We start from the raw sequence: 17,650 nt of genomic DNA, 5'->3' as shown, positions 1-17,650 counted from the left end.
TAAAACAGTTTGTATGCCCATGATATTTATTTTTTATATGCTTAATTTAGAATTGAATAAGGTTTAAAAGTTATCTGAAAAAAAACTGAAAAAACATCAAAACAAATTGCCACAAACTCTGCCCAAACTGTGCCTCAAGTTTTACATTTTTTCGCTAAAAATGGAAATTATAATGTGCAGACATCCCCATTTTTAAGTATTTTATTTAAAAATTAAAGCCTACTTTATAATCGTAATAAACCCTAATTTGCATAAATTTTTACCTTTATAATTTTTCTTCTGTTACTGACACAATCTTATAACCTAGTTTACTATTATTATTTATAAGATTATATTTTAACGTTTTGTTTAGACGTGAGATAAGGGTGCGTAGTGTACTTTTATTTTTTTCATTCTCATACAAATAGTCCAAGAGTTCATCATGGGGTACGGTTCTATTGATATTTTTACACAGATACTCTACAAGTTCTAAACTTTTGAGACCTATCTCCACCTCTTTATGATTCAACTGTAAGTTTTTATTTATAAAATCATAATAAAATCCACCTGCAAGTTTAATTCCTCTTTCTTGTTTAGAAGTTACATCTTTTTTCTGTTTCAATGCCATCTCAAGCGTAGTGATAATCTGCTTCTCTTTATAAGGTTTTATAAGGTAGTTTACCGCTCCTGCATCTAAAGCATACTCAATCATCTCTTCATCTGAATGAGCCGTTAGAAAAATGATCTTGGTATCGATAGATGTCGATATTTTAAGGGCTGCTTCACTTCCACTAATGTTATCTTTAAGCATGATATCCATAAAAATCACATCTGGTTTTAGACTCAAAGCACTTTTGATTGCATCTGCACCTTTGTCACAAATACCCAAAACCTCATAGCCGTTTATCTCCAATATCTCTTTAAAAAACTCTGCAGGAATTTTTTCATCTTCAACTATAAGAATAGTGGCTTTTTTATCCATGTTTTTGTATCCTTATCTCATATTTGAGTCCACTACTCCCATCCACACTTAAACTAGCTTCCATTTGTTGCACCATCATATCTATAAGTTTCAATCCTAAACTTTTCCCTGATTTTAAATTAGTAGTGTCTATATGACTTGTAGCACTATCTTCATACTTATATAGGTAACTATCTTTTTCATCTTTAAATGTTATATGTATTTTAGCACTATCATTCTCACAAGAGTATTTAATAGAGTTGAGTAAAAGCTCATTTGTGATAATCCCAATTTTAAGCACATCTTCAAAGGGCAATAAAAGTTTTTCTCCATCTATCTCAAAACCGATCTCTTTATCAGACATATCTAAAACAAAAGATGAGAGTTGATGTAGATATGTATTGATGTCGATTTTTTCAAAATTATTGTGTTTGTAAAGTGTTTCATGTACGATAGCTATAGAGTCTATACGTAGGCGATTTTTTTGAAAAACATCTTTTATCACTTCATCAGTTTCTCGAAGCATTTGTAAGCCAAGCATAGATGAGATGATATTGAGATTGTTTTTTACCCTATGATGCACCTCTTTTAAAAGCATCTCTTTTTGTTTATCTGCTGCTTGAAGCTTACTGTATGAGTTCTCTATAGAGAGATGGTAAAAAACACCAAATAAGATAATCATCAACGAAGCCATTGCAGTGGCTGTTAAAATCGCTGGATTATGTAAAATTTCATTTTGAGGATATATATAAAATCCATACATATAAATTGCAACCACTATACATTGATGTATAAAGGTATACACTAAAGAACGCTTCAAAGAAAATAGTAAAAAATACCCAAGTGGAACTATAGAGTGAAATATAGAGATATTATATGAGTTACTTACAAGTAAAGCATAGGTTGTCAGTGTCGCAATAATGACAATCCCATACACAGCGATAGTAATGTTAAGTGTATATTTGTAGTGGATGACACTTATGACAGTCAAAGCAATAAAAAACACTTCCACATACGCATCTACATAGTTTTGTATCAAAAAATCCAAAACCATTGCTAACGTCATAACAAATAAAAAACTTACATAAAAACCAATTAAAAAAACTTCTCTTTTATCTAAGTTATAAAGTTTAGTTTGAAATAGCTTATAAAGATTCATAGCTAATTATACAAAATTTTTTTCAAAACAGATGTAACGTTTATGAGACACTAGAGTGACTTTCATGTAGCACGAGCATGAGATAATGGTAGATATTAAAAAAGGAGAATATCGTGAAAAGATGTGGTTATGTAGGAGTTTTATTGGCTCTTGGTTTTGGTTTAAGTGCGTGTGGTGGTGGTGGCGGAGGTAGTACTCCTTCTGTAGCAACCACAACAGGTATTTTTATAGACTCTAATGTGAGTGGGTTGAGCTATAGTTGTTCATCTGGGAAAACTGGACTTACCAATGAAATAGGTGAATACAGTTGCCCTAACGATGGTAATGTAACATTTTTTATTGGAACACTTGAACTAGGAACATCTCCAGTTGCAGATACTATAACCCCTTATAATCTACAAAGTGAAAATCCAACAACACTGATCAATATACTTCAAGTACTACAAACACTAGATAATGATGGCAATACTTCAAATGGTATAGAGATTACTGAGAGTTCACGCAATCTTTTTGATGGGTTTAGCAGAGAGATTGATGCTATAGATTTTGATACAGTTGCTTTACATACCATAGGAAGTGCACTTGTAACTCCAAGTAGTGCTTTGGCACATTTTAATGAATCACTTGCGCAAAATGGTAAAAAGCAGGTTGGTTTTCAAAGTTCTTTAATAAATGAAGATACAGGTGGAGATGGTAGTATAGATGTTGTTATTATCAAGACATTTAATGATGACGGCAATCTACTTACACAAAGTGGTTATACTAATAATTTAGATGGTGTTCTTCTTTTTCATTATAGTTTTACATATGATGCTAATGAAAATGTGCTCTCTCAAAGTTATGATGACACTGGAGATGGAATTATAAATAGAACTATCACTTATACACATGATACTAATGGCAATACACTTTCTATAAGTTATGATTCTGATGGTGATGGATTAGCAAACACTAATCAATATTATACATATGATATTTATGGCAATGTATTAAGTTATAGTAATGATGATAATGGTGATGACACAATAGATGAAATCACATCTTACATATATGATACAAATGGGAAAAAGATTATAAATAGCCTTGATACAAATGTAGATGGGGTGGCAGACAGTATTACAACATACACATATGATGCTAATGATAATATACTAACAAAGAGATACGACACCGATGCTGATGAAACTATAGATGCGATTCAAACATACACGTATGATGCAAATGGAAATATGTTAACAGATAGTTATGACAATGGTGCCGATGGAACTGGAGGAAACCTTTATACATATACATACATATATGATAGTAATGGAAATATGCTTACGAAAGTTTATGATGGCTTCTTTGGACACAATGTTAAGATTTATACATATGATAGTAATGGAAATAAACTCACGTATGATTATGACAAAAATGCAAATGGCATAGTTGATAGCTCAGAAACATATATGTATGATATAAATGGAAATAGATTGAGTACAAGATATGATAACGATGCAGATGGAGTAGTTGATAGAGAAATGACATATGAATACCATTTTGGTCTTATTCCACAAACATAGAATTAAGTTTTATAATTGAGGTTTAAAAGTTTTCACTTTTTAAACCTCTAATATGGGTAGCAAGTGCTTTCATTTGCAGTTCATTAAGTCTTCCACTAAAGTTTGGCATAGTTCCAATCACCCCTTTTTTCCCATTTGTAAGAACTGTTGCAACAAATTCATCACTGTATTCATAAAGATTTGGTGCTACTAAAGAGATACCCTTACCACTATCATCATGGCACGATGCACACACTTCCCATGATGTTGGTTTCTCCCCTTTCATTCCACCAGCTATATATGTAGCAACAATTTCAGCTTCTTTTTCATCTAAAAGACCTGCTGGCATTCCAGATGGATAGAGTGTTTTAAAATTATTTGATCCATGTTTTATCACATCTAAGATAGATTTTTTAGCTATCCTTTTTGTATGGTTTTGAGCTTTTCCATTATTTCCCTGCCCGTTCATACCATGACACGATGAACAATATACAAAATAAATAGACTTTCCAGTTTCTTCTAACTCCTCTTGCGGAGTTTCTTCTGTAACTAATGATATCTTTTTATCATATAGATTGTACTCATCTACTGTAATAGCTGAGATTACTCTATATCCTAACATCAACACCATAAACATCATTAAACCAATTATAAACTTCATAAGTGATCCTTTTTTTATCAAACTATATCTCTTTGTGATTATTTTTTATGTGATGTAGATCACATACGAAAAATATGAATTGTACTACTATGACAACTGTAAAAAAGGAGAAATATTATGAAAACTATTTTATGGATACTACTAACAACCTCTTTATTTGCAATGGATGATTTTGAGTTGATGACCCTTGCATATAAACACAACCTTAAACCTGTTCCAAACGATCTTGAATCGTTACGAGTTGAGCTTAAAATGACTCAAGAAGAGCTCTCGAAAGAGAAGATTATTTTAGGAAAAAAATTATTTTTTGAAAAAGAGCTCTCTTTAGGAAAAGATATTAGCTGTGCGACTTGTCATAGTTTTAACAAAGGTGGAGCTGATGCTAGGCAAACAGCCATAGGTCATCTTGGACAAAAAAATCCTTTTCATTTAAATACACCTACTGTTTTAAATTCTGTATTTTCAAAATACTATTTTTGGAATGGTAGAAGTACAACTTTGGCAGATCAAGCCAAAGGTCCACTACAAGCATCTTTTGAGATGGCTATTACACCAGAGTTAGCCCAAATAAGAATAGCAAATAAAAAAGAGTATGTAAATCTGTTTCAAAGTGCTTACGGAAGTAGTGATATAACTTTTGAAAAGATCGCAGATGCTTTATCTTCGTATGAGAAAACTTTACTTACACGTGGACGGTATGATGATTATTTACTTGGTTATGCAAATGCATTAGCTCAAAGTGAGAAAGAAGGATTAGAGTTATTTATAACAAAAGGTTGTGTAGGTTGTCATAATGGCAGAGGTCTTGGAGGGGAAGTGATGAGAAAGTTTCCTTTAGTTTATCATAAAGCTTGGAGTATGGATACTCCAAAAAATGTACAAAAACTTTTCGCAGATGGTTACTTAGATAAAAATGAAAAGGGAAGATGTACAGATTGTCATAGTGATAATTCCCGTAAAGTAAAAGATGAACTACTTACTAAAATAGCTTTTCCATTTGAAAACAAAGGGGAATTTTTAGGGGCAAATGATAAAAAATATTTCCGAGTACCATTACTTAGAAATGTTGTAAGAACAAAACCGTACTTTCATAATGGAAGTGTAGAGAAACTAGAAGATGCTATAAAAATCATGGGGATTCATCAGCTAAGAATAAACTTGGATGATAAAGAGATTCAAAAGATAATCAGCTTTTTAAAAGCCGTAGATGGTGAGGTTGTAAACTTTATAAAATAGTTATACAACCTCGTGAAAGTTTTAGATCACCGGCACGCTCTAGCTTTTTTAGGTTTCTACTAATCGCTTCACGAGAAACTCCTAAAATAGCAGCTATTTTTTCGTGTGTTATTTTTATTTGGTTTTTTCCTTGAACATATAACCAATTGAGTAGTCGTTGATCTAATTGATCAAACTTTATAGATTTAATTAAATCGAGTACTATCTGAAGTCTTTGACCACAGAGTTCAATTTTAAAATTTCTATAACTCTGGGAATTATTAAGTAACCACATAATGCTCTCTCGCGGGATCAACCACCCTTCGATCGACTCATCAACCACTGCTGAAGCTAAGGTTTGTGTTTGAGTGATAGTGCTAAAAGTATTGACTAAACATTGTTCACCGGCAGATATATAATAAAGTGTAACTTCTCCATTGCCAATACTCTCTGGGGTTATATACACTTTCACTTTTCCACGTTTTAAAAATAAAATATCTTGATTAGTATCGCCCTCGAAGTAAAGTTGAGAGCCAATAGGTAAAGAGATATATTTTGAACTCTCTTTTATCTTTTCTTTCTCTTCTTGCTTGAGATCATTAAAAAACTCATATTCAAATAGATCCATCATAAACTCCTCTTGATATTTTACACTATTGGCATTGATAAATACACTTGGGTGATTTAGAATCACTAAATGTCAAAAGATAAGTTTAAAATAAATAGTCCAAAACATATGTGATCTAGATCACATTAATATAGTTGTTTCTTTAATGGGTAATTCAAATTTTGCTACAAAATTTTTCTTAAGGGATGCCACAGATTTAAAATATATAATTCACTTATAATTTTTATAATACAGGAAAATAAATGAATAGATTTATTACATTTTTAATCGCCACCTCTTTTAGTATAAATGCTTTTGCTTACGATCAAACACAAGCAAAAGCATTAGAAAAATTTTACGCACATATGACTCAAGAAGCTTTTGCAAAATCTAAACTCAATATTGAAGCGGATGAAGTTATGCAGATGATTCGTGAAAATAAAGATTTTATTTTACTAGATATACGTACAGAGGGTGAAATGTCTGTAGTTGCTCTACAAACACCTAATGCAATCAAACTGCCTCTAAATAAACTTTTTGAAGCAAAAAACTTGGATAAACTTCCAACTGATAAACCAATTGTAGTTGTTTGTCATTCGGGTTCTCGTGCACTTTTAGCATCTATAGAACTCAAAAAGATAGGTTTTAAAAATATTCGTCTTTTAAAAGGTGGATTAGCAGCTTTATCTGTAGCAGACAATGTAAAAAATGCACCTCTAAAATAGGTGCTATACTTCAATGGGCATCGCCCATTGATTAGTAAAGATGTTCCCTTTTAAAGTACTCTTGTGGTACTTTACAAAGTGGACACGCTTTTGGCGGTTTTTTCCCACGGTGGACATGCCCACACACTTCACATACCCAGTACTCGTCCTCATCACTGTCAAAAAAGCCCTCTTCTTCTAACACTTTTTTTAGTTCAGTATATTCACGTTCATGTTCCACTTCAACTTTTGCAATCGCTTTTAAAAGACGTGCAATATCTTTATGCCCCTCCTCTTCTGCAATAGCTGCAAAGTTTGGATACATCTCAGTATGTTCATAGTTTTCACCGGCTATCGCAGTATCGAGATTTTTCAGCGTTTCATGCATCTCTATTCCATACATAAGTTTGTTGTACGCTTGGAACTCTGCTTTTGCATGGTATTTTTCATTCATCGCAGCTTCAGCAAAATGATCAGCTATAGCATGCCACCCTGCTTCACGTGCCAATTCACCAAAAAACTCATATTTGTTTCTTGCTTGAGATTCACCTGCAAATGCTTTCATAAGGTTTACAGCTGTTAAATTTTCAGTGATGCAATCCATATGCTTTCCACAACATACAAGTGTTCCACCACCTACATGTTGTACCTCTACTTCGTTTCCACAAACGCTACATTTATATGTCTCATACTGTTTCATGCTTTTACCTTTATGATTTAAATTTTTTACAGTATAGACCTTTCGCTCTTAAAAACTTATAAGCTAGATTTCCAACCACCACCTAAAGCTTTGTAAAATGTTGCTTCTTCAATGAGCAGTTCAGACTTTGTTGTAACATATGCAAGTTTCGCATTGAGCAGTAAACTTTGTGCTATTAAAAGGTCTAGGTAACTCGTAGTTCCAACAGAGAACTTTTTGTTTGCCACATCATAAGCTTCTTGGTAAGCAGCGACTTGTTGCTCCATGGCATCTTTTTTAGATTGAATCGCTTTAATCGATTGCAGTGAATCAAACACCTCTTTATAAGCATTTTTTACCGCTTTATCGTATGAGATGAGTGCTGCTTTTTGTTCTGCCGTGCTTACATCAACTGCTGCGCTTATTCTTCCAAAATCTAAAAGTGGCATATATAAACTAGGACCAATCCCCCATACTTGAGAGTTAGACTCTGTTATGTTGCTAAGTTTTTGACTCTGTATTCCATAACTCCCAGTTATAGAGATATTTGGGAAGTATGCAGCCTTAGCAACACCGATAAGTGCAGTTGCAGCTTTTAAATTTTCCTCAGCTATCTTAATATCTGGGCGATTTTCCAAGAGATTTGTCGGTAAAGATGTTGGTATCTCTATAAACTCTGGCAATTGTGTATGAGTATCTATATTACTCTCAAATATCTCTTTAGGTGAGCGTCCAAGTAAAATAACCAGTGAACTTTGTAGTTTTACTTTAGATGCTTTTATCCCCTCTATTGTTGTTTTAACAGATGCAACCTCTGCTTTAGCCTGAGCTAATATAAGTGAATCAATTACACCGTATTTATACTGTTTTTCTCTATATTCTAAAGTCTCTTCATAATTTTTGAGATTCTCTTTTGCTATTGTTAGTTGCTCCTCAACAGCAACAAGATTAAAATAATACGTTGCTACATCAGTAATCAAAGAGATACGCAAAGTCTCTTTATTTGCATCTACTGCTAAAAAATTTGCCATATTTGCATCTCTTTGATTAAGGCTTTTACCCCAAAAATCTATCTCATACGCTGCAGATACACTCATGCTATAGTCGTTGTAAAGTCCACCAAAAAAACCAGGGTATGCATTTGTACTTCTTTTTTGTCTCATAGCAGCAGCATTAAGATCAAACTCTGGATACAAGTTTGCATCACTGATGTCATACTGAGCACGTGCTTTTTGCACATTTGCAACTGCAAGTTTTAGATCATCATTATTTTTTAATGCTTCTTGGATGAGCAAGTTTAGTTTTTCATCATTAAAACCTTTAAACCAATCTGCATTAACATTCACTTCTTGCTTAGCTACTGGGAGTTCTAATTCAGGTTTTTGATACTCTGGTGCCATCGAACACGCTGAAAAAAGTAAAACAGAAACACTTAAAGCTAAAAATATTTTAGTTTTCATCTACACTCCCTTTATTAAAAAATTTATTTTTCATTTTCATAATCAAATAGTAAAAAAGCGGTACAAAAAAGATACCTATCATTGTAAGCGCTAACATTCCACCTACAACAGTTGTTCCAATAATATGACGTGAATTTGCTCCAGCACCAATACTTAAAGCAAGTGGAATACTTCCCATAATAAATGCAAATGATGTCATTACAATTGGTCTAAAACGCACCTTTGCACCCTCTATCGTTGCATCTAAAAGTGAATATCCAGCTTTTAAACGCTGCATTGCAAATTCTACCATTAAAATAGCATTTTTTGCAGAAAGCCCAACAAGAGTAATAAGTCCAACTTGAAAATAAATATCACTCTCTAGTCCTCTAAGCCACAACGCTAAAACTGCTCCAAAAAATGCAAAAGGTACAGCTAAAATAACCGCAAATGGAATACTCCAACTCTCATATAAAGCTGCAAGAATTAAAAATACAAAGATAATCGCATACACAAACGCCATATTGCCACTTCCTTGCAGTTTTTTCTCTTGGTATGATGTTCCGGCCCAACTAATAGTATAACCATCAGGTAATACATTTTTCGATACCTCTTCGATCGCTTTAAGTGCATCTCCTGAGCTAAACCCTGGTTTGGCCATCCCTGAGATTTGTGCAGAGTCAAACATATTAAAGCGCTGGATAATACTTGGTCCAACTATACGTTTAATATCAACAACTTCACTAATAGGGATAAGTGCACCACCAATTGCTTTTACAAAAACATTTTGATAGCTCTCTAATCCCTCTCTGTACTTACCAGAAGATTGAATATTTACATGATATGTACGCCCAAAAAGGTTAAAATCATTCACATATTTACGCCCAAATGTCGCTTGTAATGTTGTATATACATCAGAAACACTCACACCAAGTGCTTTTGCTTTTTCCTCATCTACTGTTATCATGTACTGAGGTACGTTTGTATTGAGTGTAGTTCTTACACCCATAAGTTCAGGTCGTGCATTGGCTTGTTTTATAATCTCTTGCACATATCCATTCATTTGTGTAAGGTCTGAGCCTGTTCTATCTTGTACATACATCTCAAAACCACCTGTTGTACTCATCCCGCGAATTGGTGGCGGTGTTACAACAAATAAAAATGCCTCTTTATTTTGAGAAAAGATTCCCATATACTTTCCAGCTATTGCTGAAGCTGCAGATGCTGGGTCTGTTCTCTCACTCCAGTCTGTTAGATGCACAAACGAGATTGCTGAATCTGTTTTATACGCAAAAGTAGTAATATCAAGCCCTGAAAGCCCTGCTGCTTTTGTTACCTGTGGATCAGCTAAAAGTTGTGCATTTACCTCATCGGTTACCACTTTTGTACGTTGCAGAGATGTCCCTGGCATCATCGCTTGAATAATCATAACAACACCTTGATCTTCCCCTGGGACTAGTCCAGTTGGAAGTCGCATCATTAGCGAATATGCAGCACCGATCATAACAAAAAATAGAAATATATTAAACATACCAAAGCGAATTACACGTTGTACATTCACTGAGAAACTCTGGGTTGCTTTTGCAAAAAACTGATTAAACTTACGAATTGGCCAAAACGGCGTTGGCTCTTCATGTTTTAAAAAGAGTGCACATAACGATGGCGTTAGTGTTAAAGCGATGATACCAGAGATCGTAACAGAAATAACAATAGTAATTGCAAACTGCTGATACAGCTTTCCACTAAAACCACCCATAAATGCAGCTGGAATAAATACCGCTGAGAGCACAAGTACGATTGCAATTACAGGTCCTGTAATCTCTTGCATCGCTTTTGTTGTTGCCTCTTTTACACTTATATGTGTATTTTCTTTTAAAATACGTTCAACATTTTCAATAACAACAATCGCATCATCAACAACCAAACCAATCGCTAACGTTAAACCAAAAAGTGTAAGCAAGTTGATCGAAAATCCAAGTGCATAAAACCCTGCAAATGTCCCAATAATAGAAACTGGAATAGCTAATACTGGAATAATTGTCGCTCTAAAATTTCCTAAAAACAGATAGATAATAAATACAACTAATAAGATTGAAAGCCCTAATGTAAAAAGTACCTCTTCGATCGACTGCTCAACAAATTCTGTTGGGTCATACGGTACACTCACTTTTACATCCTCTGGGAAGCTTTTTGATAACTCCTCCATCGTTTTATCAAGTGCTGCTGAAACCTCTAAAGCATTAGCTCCTGGTGCTAAGAACACACCAACTGGCATCATAGGCTCTTTATTGTAAGTCGCTTGAAAATAGTATGACTCAGACCCAAGCTCAACATTTGCTATATCTTTAAGTCTCAGTGATGAACCATCACTATTTGATTTTAAGATGATGTTTGAAAAATCCTCAGCACTTTGTAATCTCCCTTGAGCACGAACTGTATATGTGTACACAGGATGAGAGTTAATAGGTTCTTGTCCTAATTGTCCCGCTGCATATTGGTTGTTTTGGCTTTGAATTGCACTTACAACATCTGTGATAGTTAAGTTGTAGTTTGCCAATTTATCTGGGTCAATCCACACACGCATAGCATAATCTTTACTACCAAATATATATGCATCTCCAACCCCTGGTATACGTTTGATATCATCTAAAACATTTACAAGAACAAAGTTTGATAAGTAGATCGTGTCATGTTTTTTCCCCTCTGAGGTAAAAGCTAAAACTTTTAACATATCTGGGGAGCGTTTTCTAACACTAATACCTTGATCTCGTACAGCTTGAGGAAGCTTAGACACTGCAAGTTGTACACGGTTATTTACATCTACATTTGCTTGGTCTGGATCAGTTCCGATTTTAAATAAAACACTTACGCTCACCGTACCACTTGGGGATGCAGTGGATGTCATATAGATCATATTATCAACACCATTGATCGCTTCTTCTAACGGTGCTGCAACTGTTTTTGAGAGTGTATCCGCATCTGCACCTGGATAGACCGCTTGAACATTGATCTGTACAGGTACTACACTTGGATATGCTTGAACTGGTAATGATTTTATAGATATAAAACCAGCAATAATTATCACTATAGATAAAACTGCTGAGAATATAGGTCTATTTATAAAAAACTTAGAAAACATTATTTTTCCTGAGCATTAATTGTTTTGTCTATTGTCACAGGTGAATTTGGTTTGATTCTAAAGAAATTGTTTACAATAACTACATCTTTAGGCGCTACACCTTGAACAATAAATTTATCTCCAGAAGCTTCAATAATTTTTACAGGTCTAATTGCTACTTTTCCATCAACTACTACAAATACAATAGTACCTAGTGGGTTTTGCAGGACTGCTTTTTGTGGAACTGAAATTACATTATTTGAAACTACACCTACGATTTTAATTTTTGCAAATTCTCCAGCAATAAGTTTTGCATCTGGATTTTTAAAGATTGCACGTGCTTTAAGTGTTGATGTAGCACTATCTACATGAGAAGCAACATAATCAATTTGTCCTTCTTGCTCATACTCTTTGCCATCAACAATAAGTACAGCTTTTAGTTTTGCATCTTGTAAGTCTTTAAAGCTTCCATATTTTAAAGCATATTTTTCTTTAATATTATTGATATTTGGAATTGAGAACTCAGCATATATTGGATCAAGTTGTGTTATCTTTACAAGTGGAGTGCCAATAGTTACATAATCCCCTATATCAATTAGTTTTATACCAGCAACACCATTAATAGTTGATTTTACATCTGTATAATCCAAATTTACTTGCACTTTATCTAGCTCAGCTTGAGCTACATTGACATTTGCTTTAGCACTTACATATGCGAAATATACTGTGTCTTTATCTTGCTCACTGATCGCTTTTTCTTCGTAAAGCCCTTTTGCTCTTTCCCAATCTTTTTGAGCTTTATCCAATGTAGCTTCAGCAACACTTAGATTTGCTTTTTTAGCTGCTACATCAGCTGCATAAATTGTTGGTTCAATCTTGTACATCGGTGAACCTTTTGAAAGCTTTGTACCCTCAGTGTAGAGTTGTTTCTCTAACACTCCAGATACACGTGCTGTAATTGTCACCTCTTTTAAAGATTGTATACGTGCAGGATACTCAAGTGAAACAGGAGCTTGTTTTACCTCTTTTACAATATATACATCCACTTTTGGAGCTGCAGGAGCTTGTTGTTGTTCTTGTGCAAACAATGCACTACTAAATAATAAAGTTGTTATCAAAGATAGTTTTATAAAACCTTTTGACATTATTTTTCTCCTAATTCTAATTCTATATTTTGACTCTGGGACAAGATAGTGTTTAAAACTTTAAAATATATCTCTATCTCACCATCACTTAACTTACTTTTTATAGCTTCATTATAACGGTGCCCTATCTCATTTGCACCCTCTAATACTTCCAAACCTTTTGGGGTCAAATAAACTCTATTTGCACGTTTATCTAAAAAACAACCCTTCCTTTTTAAGAGCCCTTTTTTGATAAGCGAATCGATTGAACGACCTACTGTTGTTTTATCTTTTCCAAGTATTTCAGCTATTTGCGTTTGTGTAACTTCACTGTCTTCATTTATTATCTTTAAAGTAGCAAACTGCTCAGCCGCTACTCCAAACCTTGGTTGAATTAACTTTGTAAAACTTGTTTTTAACGTCGTGGCTACCAAGTTTGTTTGATATCCTATGGAAGTTTTTAAGTTATAACACATTCCTTCTCCGCCTTATCCTATTTTTAAAATAGTAGCATATGCAACTTTAATTTAAATTGAAATAGTAGCATATGCTACCATTATGTAATTTTTAAAAAATAATTCGTTTAGCTATTGTCGCTATACCCTTTTTGAAACTGGGCACGTTTTGTAAGAGTTTGCACACTTTGAGTGATATCTTTACTTGCTATATGGTAGTGTTCATGGAGTTTTTCTAACGACTCATCTATTTTTGTAGAGAGGTTTTCACTGAGCTCATCTAAACTTTTTTTCATCTCTAAAACTTTTTTATCTTTCGTTTCTAGAAGCTCTGTAGAGATTGATGAGAGTTGTGACTGTGCTTTTACATAGTCTGATTTGATGGCTTCTATATCACTTACTAAAGACTCTACATCTTTATACACATTGTTAAACTCTACTTGTTTCATCTGAAAATCTGACATCTTATTTGCCATTAAACTCATCTGTTTAAGAAGCAATTCACTTTGTTGGCGTATACTAACAAGTGTTGCATCATCTTCATCCAGTGTTGTTTTAATCCCCTCAGAATGTGCTTTTAAAAGATTGATTTGATCTTCAAAAGATTTTGTTACACCTGAGAGTTGTGTAAGCGTATGTTTAATGATTGAGTTTGCTATCTCATATGAGATATCTTTAATCCCAGCTATACTCTGTTTTAGTTCATCTATATCTTGTTTAACATTAATCTTATTATTTTGAAGATTATCTTGCAATATTGTTTTTATATTATTGTAGTGGTCTTGTTCTGCAACACGTAAAATATCTATATGTTTATGTACCACTCCATCAAGTTCTGGGAGTTGTACTTCGCTAAAATATTTATACTCTTTTTTAACATCTGCAAGTGAGCTTTCAACATCACCAAACATATCCACAAACTTCATTTGGTTAGATTGTATCTTATCAAGTGCAGCAAGATCATTTTTAAACTTTTCTATGATCTCCTCTTGTGCTTTTCTATCCTCTTGACTAGAGAGTGTCATCCGTTTTTCTAGCTCTAATATAAAAGATTTTAACTGTGTTAATTCTGCTGCTAAAACTTTGACAAATTGCTCTTGATTTTTTGCAAGTTCTGATTGTTGTGTTTGATGCATAATATTCATCAAAATAAATAAAATAAGCGCTATTAAAAGAGGAAAAAGAGATTCACGAACAACAACAATCAGTTCATCATTTGCTGGATATGTTATAAAATGTAAAATTGTAGATATAAACCCTATGGCAATCATCAACGGAGCATAGTTTATTTTATTTGGCTGTTTTAAGATGTATACTTGACGCAGAAACAGTATAGCCATAAATCCAAAACTAATCAAAAAATCTGTAGAGAACATTGTAAGCCTCTTTTTTTTTGACTTATTCTATCATATTTTTTTATAAAACTATAGAAGTGATCTCTTTTGGAGTTTTTATTACCATATTATGTTCTGCAAAATCAGCAAATCCCCATGCTGCAAATATAGCGTCTATATTTGCATTAGTTGCTGCTTGCATATCTTTTGAGTTATCTCCAATCATCCACGCCTTATCTCTATTTTGTTCATACTTATAGTTTTGCAAGATATGATGTAACATTTCAGGATGTGGTTTTGATTTTTTAACCTTATCAGCACCTATAATGAGATCAAAAAGCTCTTTAACTCTTAAAGACTCTAACATCGTTTGTGCAAAAAGTGTAGGTGCATTTGTAGCTACTGATAGTTTTACATCATTTTTCTTGAGTGTATACAAAAGTTCCTCTACCCCATCATAAAGGTAGGGGTTTTGAGTACACTGCTCTTTATAATGTTTTTCAAAAATTACACGATCACGATCCTCGTAAAGTTCTGTGCCATAGAAAAGTTTAGCTAAATTTCTCTCATGCATATTGATAGCTTCAACAACAAATGCTTCACTTAATGGTGTAAGATTATGATTGAGTTCACGTACATAATTTATAGAAATAGTGATATCTTTTTTGGAATCTATTAAAGTCCCATCCATATCAAAAATTACAATCTTTTGCATCACTTCATTTTCTCATATATTTCAGTTAATGCTTCAACAAACAAGTCACTGTCATTTAAACATTTAGCAACCTTGTAATCTTCAAAACCTAACTCCTGGGCTATCTCTCTATATTCAATATCCAGCTCAAAATCTGTCTCAGAGTTATCAATTGTAAAAGCTATAGGGTATATGAGTACCTTTTTAGTTTTTAACGAATGCAGCTTATCTTCTAACGATGGCTCTAGCCATTTCATAGGTCCTACTTTTGACTGATATGCCAAATGCACTTCATGAAACTTCATTCCTTCATTTTGCATCATCTCTTGTAAAATCTCTACATGACTATTGACATGTTTTTCATACACATCTCCAGCATCGACTATCTTTTGAGGTAAACCATGTGCTGAGAAAATAATAGAAAACTCTTTATAATCAGCACCATTCATACTAAGTCTAATCTGCTCTAAAATCGCTCTATTATATTTCTCATTTTCAAAAAAATCTTTTATATCTTTTAGTTCAGCTTTACCACCAGCCTTTTTATAACTCTCTTCAAAGTCTTCTAAAGATGATTTTGTTGTAGTAGTTGAATACTGTGGATAGAGTGGAATCAAATAAATAGTGCCAATATCTTCTTCTTGTAGCCTTTCAATAACTTCGGGTGCAAACGGTGGTGTATAGCGCATTACAAAATCTACAATAACACTTTCACCCAATTTACTTTGCAGTTTCTCCACTAGATTTTGTGTATGTCCAACTATAGGTGACTTTCCACCAAGTTGTCTATATATCTCTTGGGATTTTTCAGTTCTTGTAAAAGTAATCATAGTTGCTATAAATTTTCGAAGCAGATTGCTTTTCATAGTCAAAATATTTTTATCATTAAACATATTGGTCAAAAACACTTCAACCTCGTTAAGGTTATTTGGACCACCCATATTAAGTAATAATACTGCGTCTTTTTTCATCTTCGTCCTACTCTATATACACTGCCAACCAAAGCACAACTTTTTTAGTTTTCAATACTTTATGCTCAGTATTTGCGGGGATAAATAAACTTTCCCCTTTAACAAGTTTATGAACTTTTCCATCTATCTGGAGTTTTGCACACCCTTGTAAAACTATAACCCATTCATCTTTTTCACTATAAAATATCTGTTCAGTTTTAAGTGTGTTACTCACAATTTTCGAGATTTTAACATTTTTATGTTCAAGTAAAGTTGTAAATTCTTCATTATCTAGTTTGGGTAAGGTATATTCAAAAAAGTTTTCACTCATCTTTTACGCGTAGGCTCACTTCATACATAAACTGCTGTAATGGTAGCATATCTTCGTAGATATTATAGAGTGTATCGATCAGATTTTCCCCATCTTCGATCAAATGAGGATCGAGAATAGCCGTCGTCGCCATCCCTTTATAAAGTGAGAGTTCAACATTATCCATTTCAGCATTAAACCCTCTTGGATAGCGTTTATACCCTTGCTCGATCACTTTATAGCCTTTAGCAGTAATGTTCTCTAAAATACCAGCTAACTTCGCTCTGTTTGCATCATCTTTTATACATTCACGATACGCATCTAACATAGGTTTTTCAAACCATCTCACCCCTACAGCAATGAGGAGTTCATCTGGGGAAAAGTGCATATAAAAAGCGGAGCTTTGCAATCTTTTTGCATTACCCTGCCAAAAAATGAACCCTATTCTATGTTTAATTGGAAGTTTATTTGCACCCATTCTACGTGTATCACGATAGATTCTAAAAAGTGATTGGTTAATCTTTGGAGCATAATTGATAGTTGGTTCTAGTGCCATAAGGTGTTCACCCATCTCCTCGACAAAAGCGCGAGATGGGTTTAAGATAAGCTCTGTGTACTCACTTTTATGAGCTTCAAACCACTCTTTATTGTTATTTTTACGAATAGCTTCTAAAAACGGGAGTGTTTTTTTACTAAAACCAGTAAACTCCACACAAATTC

17 protein-coding genes are annotated in these 17,650 nt (G+C 33.6%); 3 read left to right on the top strand and 14 right to left on the bottom strand.

All coding sequences use genetic code 11. The features are described from left to right. Positions 1-265: 265 nt before the first annotated feature. Positions 266-961 carry a response regulator gene (locus tag ACQY56_RS07910; protein WP_428739468.1) on the bottom strand — a complete coding sequence of 232 codons (696 nt, stop codon included), beginning with the start codon at positions 959-961 and terminating at the stop codon, positions 266-268. Further along, on the bottom strand, positions 954-2,099 hold the full coding sequence (locus tag ACQY56_RS07905; RefSeq protein WP_428739469.1) for a sensor histidine kinase: 1,146 nt from the start codon (positions 2,097-2,099) through the stop codon (positions 954-956). The genes ACQY56_RS07910 and ACQY56_RS07905 overlap by 8 nt, the downstream gene beginning before the upstream one ends. A gap of 113 nt (positions 2,100-2,212) precedes the next feature. Here ACQY56_RS07905 and ACQY56_RS07900 point away from each other — a divergent pair, with 113 nt between their 5' ends. Then, positions 2,213-3,661: a hypothetical protein gene (locus tag ACQY56_RS07900; protein ID WP_428739628.1), complete on the top strand. Its 1,449-nt coding sequence runs from the start codon at positions 2,213-2,215 to the stop codon at positions 3,659-3,661. Between the two features lie 22 nt (positions 3,662-3,683). Here the strand turns inward: ACQY56_RS07900 and ACQY56_RS07895 are convergent, their stop codons facing one another. Continuing rightward, positions 3,684-4,301, bottom strand: a complete 618-nt coding sequence (locus ACQY56_RS07895; RefSeq protein WP_428738773.1) for a c-type cytochrome — start codon at positions 4,299-4,301, stop codon at positions 3,684-3,686. Between the two features lie 117 nt (positions 4,302-4,418). Between ACQY56_RS07895 and ACQY56_RS07890 the strand changes: the two genes are divergently transcribed. Further along, positions 4,419-5,537, top strand: a complete 1,119-nt coding sequence (locus tag ACQY56_RS07890) for a cytochrome-c peroxidase (RefSeq protein WP_428738772.1) — start codon at positions 4,419-4,421, stop codon at positions 5,535-5,537. On the opposite strand, the gene ACQY56_RS07885 is transcribed toward ACQY56_RS07890, so the two are convergent. Beyond that, on the bottom strand, positions 5,527-6,144 hold the full coding sequence (locus ACQY56_RS07885) for a Crp/Fnr family transcriptional regulator (protein ID WP_428738771.1): 618 nt from the start codon (positions 6,142-6,144) through the stop codon (positions 5,527-5,529). The two genes, ACQY56_RS07890 and ACQY56_RS07885, sit on opposite strands and share 11 nt — an antisense overlap. Before the next feature lie 242 nt (positions 6,145-6,386). On the opposite strand from ACQY56_RS07885, the gene ACQY56_RS07880 reads away from it, so the two are divergent. Further along, positions 6,387-6,848, top strand: a complete 462-nt coding sequence (locus tag ACQY56_RS07880) for a rhodanese-like domain-containing protein (protein ID WP_428738770.1) — start codon at positions 6,387-6,389, stop codon at positions 6,846-6,848. Between the two features lie 31 nt (positions 6,849-6,879). Here the strand turns inward: ACQY56_RS07880 and ACQY56_RS07875 are convergent, their stop codons facing one another. From ACQY56_RS07875 to ACQY56_RS07830, 10 genes are all read right to left on the bottom strand, one after another. Next, positions 6,880-7,527: a ferritin family protein gene (locus tag ACQY56_RS07875; RefSeq protein WP_428738769.1), complete on the bottom strand. Its 648-nt coding sequence runs from the start codon at positions 7,525-7,527 to the stop codon at positions 6,880-6,882. Positions 7,528-7,583: 56 nt separating this feature from the next. Continuing rightward, the gene (locus ACQY56_RS07870) at positions 7,584-8,966 is read right to left on the bottom strand and encodes an efflux transporter outer membrane subunit (protein WP_428738768.1); all 1,383 of its coding nucleotides are present in this window, start codon (positions 8,964-8,966) and stop codon (positions 7,584-7,586) included. Continuing rightward, positions 8,956-12,084, bottom strand: a complete 3,129-nt coding sequence (locus tag ACQY56_RS07865) for an efflux RND transporter permease subunit (protein WP_428738767.1) — start codon at positions 12,082-12,084, stop codon at positions 8,956-8,958. Before ACQY56_RS07865 ends, ACQY56_RS07870 begins: the two co-directional genes overlap by 11 nt. Then, the gene (locus tag ACQY56_RS07860) at positions 12,084-13,208 is read right to left on the bottom strand and encodes an efflux RND transporter periplasmic adaptor subunit (RefSeq protein ID WP_428738766.1); all 1,125 of its coding nucleotides are present in this window, start codon (positions 13,206-13,208) and stop codon (positions 12,084-12,086) included. The genes ACQY56_RS07865 and ACQY56_RS07860 overlap by 1 nt, the downstream gene beginning before the upstream one ends. Beyond that, positions 13,208-13,663 (bottom strand): MarR family winged helix-turn-helix transcriptional regulator, encoded by a 456-nt coding sequence (locus tag ACQY56_RS07855; protein ID WP_428738765.1) that lies wholly within the window; start codon positions 13,661-13,663, stop codon positions 13,208-13,210. Before ACQY56_RS07855 ends, ACQY56_RS07860 begins: the two co-directional genes overlap by 1 nt. A gap of 107 nt (positions 13,664-13,770) precedes the next feature. Further along, positions 13,771-15,018, bottom strand: coding sequence for a hypothetical protein (locus ACQY56_RS07850; RefSeq protein WP_428738764.1), 1,248 nt, complete (start codon positions 15,016-15,018; stop codon positions 13,771-13,773). A 40-nt stretch (positions 15,019-15,058) separates the two neighbouring features. Beyond that, on the bottom strand, positions 15,059-15,691 hold the full coding sequence (locus ACQY56_RS07845) for an HAD family hydrolase (RefSeq protein ID WP_428738763.1): 633 nt from the start codon (positions 15,689-15,691) through the stop codon (positions 15,059-15,061). Further along, the gene (gene hemH, locus ACQY56_RS07840; protein WP_428738762.1) at positions 15,691-16,641 is read right to left on the bottom strand and encodes a ferrochelatase; all 951 of its coding nucleotides are present in this window, start codon (positions 16,639-16,641) and stop codon (positions 15,691-15,693) included. Before hemH ends, ACQY56_RS07845 begins: the two co-directional genes overlap by 1 nt. 7 nt (positions 16,642-16,648) lie before the next feature. Next, positions 16,649-16,951, bottom strand: a complete 303-nt coding sequence (locus ACQY56_RS07835; RefSeq protein ID WP_428738761.1) for a cupin domain-containing protein — start codon at positions 16,949-16,951, stop codon at positions 16,649-16,651. Then, positions 16,944-17,642, bottom strand: coding sequence for a DUF2461 domain-containing protein (locus ACQY56_RS07830; RefSeq protein WP_428738760.1), 699 nt, complete (start codon positions 17,640-17,642; stop codon positions 16,944-16,946). The genes ACQY56_RS07835 and ACQY56_RS07830 overlap by 8 nt, the downstream gene beginning before the upstream one ends. Positions 17,643-17,650: the final 8 nt, after the last annotated feature.

This window comes from Sulfurimonas sp. (assembly GCF_050296975.1).
Classification (GTDB): Bacteria; Campylobacterota; Campylobacteria; order Campylobacterales; family Sulfurimonadaceae; genus Sulfurimonas.
Note: the sequence above shows the minus strand (reverse complement) of the source record. Positions and strands in the feature narration are given on the sequence as shown.